Raw genomic sequence first — 2,876 nt, forward strand, 5'->3', positions numbered from 1 at the left:
GGACGTCGTGGCGGGGCTGGTCGAGCGGCGGGCACGGGCGTGGAGCGAGTGAGCGTGCCCGCCGTGCGCGCGCTCCAGCTCGCGAGCGTGCTGGCGCTCCTCGGCGCGTGGGAGGGCGCGGCGCGCGGGGGCCTCGTGGACCCGCTCTTCGTGCCGGCGCCGAGCGCGGTCGGCCGGGCGCTCGCCACGATGGGCGGGCCGGCCCTCGCGGCCCTCGGCGATACGCTCGGCAAGACGGCCATCGCCTACGCGCTCTCGATGGTCCTCGGCGTCGCGGCCGGGCTCGCCGTCGGCTCGGTGCGCCTGCTCCGCGAGGTGCTCGACCCGTTCGTCGTCACGCTCTACGGCATCCCGAAGATCCTCGTGCTGCCGTGGATCGTCCTGCTGCTCGGCTACGGGACGGCGCCCGCGATCTTCTACGGCACGCTCCACGGGTTCTTCCCGGTCCTGGTCCTCGTCACGGGCGCGGTGCGCGACGTGGACCGGACGCTCGTCACGGTGGCGCGCGCGTACGGCGCCAGCACGTGGCAGCTCTACTGGAAGGTGCTCCTGCCGGCGATCGTCCCCTCGGTGTTCGCGGGCATGCGCCTCGGGATCGTCTTCTGCCTCCTCGGCGTGCTCGTCGTGGAGATGTTCGCCGGGGTCCGCGGCATGGGCTACGTCATGGGCTCGCTCGCGAACGGCTTCCAGGCGCCCGAGCTCTTCGCCGCCACGGGGCTCGTCTCGGCCGCCTCGATCGCGATCGTGCTGGCGCTCGACCACGTGAGCGAGCGCCTCTCCCACTGGCGCGGCTAGCCCGTGCGGTAGAATCCACTCGACTCTCGGGACCGCGCCCATGACCAGGACCGCGTCACGCCGCTCCGGCGCCCTCGCGTCGCTCCGACGGGCCGCGCTGCTCGCGCTCTCGCTGGCGCTCGGCGCGGGTGCCGTGGCCGCCCCGCGGGCGCGCGTCGAGGCGCAGGCCGAGCCGCGCGGGGACGTCGGCACGCTCGCCTTCGTCTCGCGCGTCTCCCGCGTGGAGATCTTCGTCGACGACCAGCGGATCGGCGTGACCCGGGGCGGCTCGGTCCTCGTGGTCCCCAACATCCCGGCGGGCGCGCGGCGCATCGTCGCGCGCAGGGACGGCTACCGCCCGTGGGAGCGCACGGTCGAGGTCGTCGCGGGCGCGCGGCACGAGGTGCGGATCGACCTCGAGCCGCTCGGCGCCGGCGCCACGCCCCGAGTCGTCCGCGGCGACGACGGCGCGGAGATGATGCTGGTCGCGGCCGGCGAGTTCTGGATGGGCATCGACGACGCCGACCAGGCGCGGCTCAAGGACGAGTGCCGCCAGCAGGGCGGCCAGGAGGCGGACTGCGTCTTCGACCGCGAGGGGCCGCGCCACCGCGTTTGGCTCGACGCCTACTACCTGGACCGCTACGAGGTGACGAACGCGCTCTTCGAGCGCTTCGTCCGCGCGACGGCCTACCGGACCACGGCCGAGCGCGAGGGCCACGGCTGGTCGCGGCAGTACCGGGACGAGCGGTGGCAGTGGATCAAGCTCGACGGCGCGTACTTCCGGCAGCCCGGCGGCTCCGGCACCGCGAGCGAGCCGAGCCACCCGGTCGTGATGGTCTCGTGGAACGACGCGGACACGTATTGCCGCTGGGCGGGCAAGCGCCTGCCCACCGAGGCCGAGTGGGAGAAGGCGGCGCGCGGCACCGACGGCCGGCGCTATCCCTGGGGGGACGCGTGGGACGCAGCGCGGGCCAACGCCGAGATGAGGGTGGGCTCGACGAGCCCCGTCGGGCGCTTCCCGTCCGGCGCGAGCCCCTACGACATCCACGACCTCGCGGGCAACGTCTTCGAGTGGGTCGCCGACTGGCACGACGACACCTACTATCGGCGGAGCCCCGAGCGGAACCCGCGCGGGCCCGAGACCGGCACGGAGAAGGGCCTCCGCGGCGGCGCGTGGACGAAACTCGCCATCTTCGTGCGCGCGACGTTCCGTGAGGCGAGCGTGCCGACCGATCGCAACGATCTCATCGGCTTCCGCTGCGCGAAGAGCGCGGGCTAGCGCCGTTCAGGTCCTTCCCGCGGCGCGGTCAAGGATTTTCCCCGCCCGCTTTGGGGCGCCTTCCGGATAGCTCCTCCCCCCGCCCCGGCTAGACTCCACGCCATGGACAGTCCCCGCCGCGCGGTGGCCGGAGTGCTCTCGGCGCTGGCGCTGTGCTGCACGCCGGCCCTCGGCGCGGAGATGGTCGTCTCGCGGGACATCGAGGTCGCCGGCGACGACGTGGCCGCGCAGCTCGCGCGGCCGGTCGCGGACATGGAACGCGAGCTGGCCCGCCGGGGCTGCCTGATGTTCTCCCGCGCGTACTGGTCCGACAGGAGCCCGCTCCGCACGCTGCACGTCGAGGTGCGGTGCAAGGAGGTCGACGATGAACGCGTCAGTCTCCGCTGAGATCGTGACCGTGTACCGGGCGCTCGACGGCGGCATCCACCACGCGAGGTGCGGCCGGCGGCTCGCGCTCCAGGGACGGCGGGGCAGCGTCGGACCCGAGATGGAGCTCTCCTTCTACTGCCTCGGGTGCGCGGAGTCGGTGTCGCTCCCGCTCTGCGTCCTCGAGCGCATCCCCGTGGCGGACGAGGCCGAGGACTTCGCGGCCTGACGGCCGCGCGCCCGCTACTCGCCCCGCAGCGTCGGGTCCAGCAGGTCCCGGAGCCAGTCGCCCGTGCGGCTCACCACGAGCGAGGTGAGCATCAGCACGAGGCCCGGGACGGTCGAGATCCACCACGCCGAATCGAGGCTGAGACGGGACCCCGCCTGGGGCAAAGCGCGCGATAGCGCGCATTTAGGTCGCCGGATGTAAGGATGGCTCCACTCTTGCTTCTGTGAG

General features: G+C 73.6%; 5 protein-coding genes. 4 read left to right on the top strand and 1 reads right to left on the bottom strand.

Going from position 1 to position 2,876, the window contains the following annotated elements; translation table 11 throughout:
• Positions 1–39 precede the first annotated feature (39 nt).
• The 4 genes from VKG64_00155 to VKG64_00170 all read left to right on the top strand — a co-directional run bounded on the left by VKG64_00155 (position 40) and on the right by VKG64_00170 (position 2,648).
• On the top strand, positions 40–795 hold the full coding sequence (locus VKG64_00155; protein ID HKB23433.1) for an ABC transporter permease: 756 nt from the start codon (positions 40–42) through the stop codon (positions 793–795).
• A 40-nt stretch (positions 796–835) separates the two neighbouring features.
• Positions 836–2,053 (top strand): SUMF1/EgtB/PvdO family nonheme iron enzyme, encoded by a 1,218-nt coding sequence (locus VKG64_00160; GenBank protein HKB23434.1) that lies wholly within the window; start codon positions 836–838, stop codon positions 2,051–2,053.
• Between the two features lie 102 nt (positions 2,054–2,155).
• Positions 2,156–2,440, top strand: a complete 285-nt coding sequence (locus VKG64_00165; protein ID HKB23435.1) for a hypothetical protein — start codon at positions 2,156–2,158, stop codon at positions 2,438–2,440.
• Complete coding sequence (locus VKG64_00170; GenBank protein HKB23436.1) at positions 2,418–2,648, top strand: hypothetical protein; 231 nt, start codon at positions 2,418–2,420, stop codon at positions 2,646–2,648. The genes VKG64_00165 and VKG64_00170 overlap by 23 nt, the downstream gene beginning before the upstream one ends.
• 14 nt (positions 2,649–2,662) lie before the next feature.
• Here the strand turns inward: VKG64_00170 and VKG64_00175 are convergent, their stop codons facing one another.
• Positions 2,663–2,812: a hypothetical protein gene (locus tag VKG64_00175; protein HKB23437.1), complete on the bottom strand. Its 150-nt coding sequence runs from the start codon at positions 2,810–2,812 to the stop codon at positions 2,663–2,665.
• Positions 2,813–2,876 lie beyond the last annotated feature (64 nt).

The sequence above is a fragment of the Candidatus Methylomirabilota bacterium genome (assembly GCA_035260325.1).
Lineage (GTDB): Bacteria > Methylomirabilota > Methylomirabilia > Rokubacteriales > CSP1-6 > AR19.

Bases quoted from the DNA above. Each gene is read 5' to 3' on its own strand.
- VKG64_00160 (HKB23434.1), top strand. From the start codon at position 836: ATGACCAGGACCGCGTCACGCCGCTCCGGCGCCCTCGCGTCGCTCCGA.
- VKG64_00165 (HKB23435.1), top strand. From the start codon at position 2,156: ATGGACAGTCCCCGCCGCGCGGTGGCCGGAGTGCTCTCGGCGCTGGCG.
- VKG64_00170 (HKB23436.1), top strand. From the start codon at position 2,418: ATGAACGCGTCAGTCTCCGCTGAGATCGTGACCGTGTACCGGGCGCTC.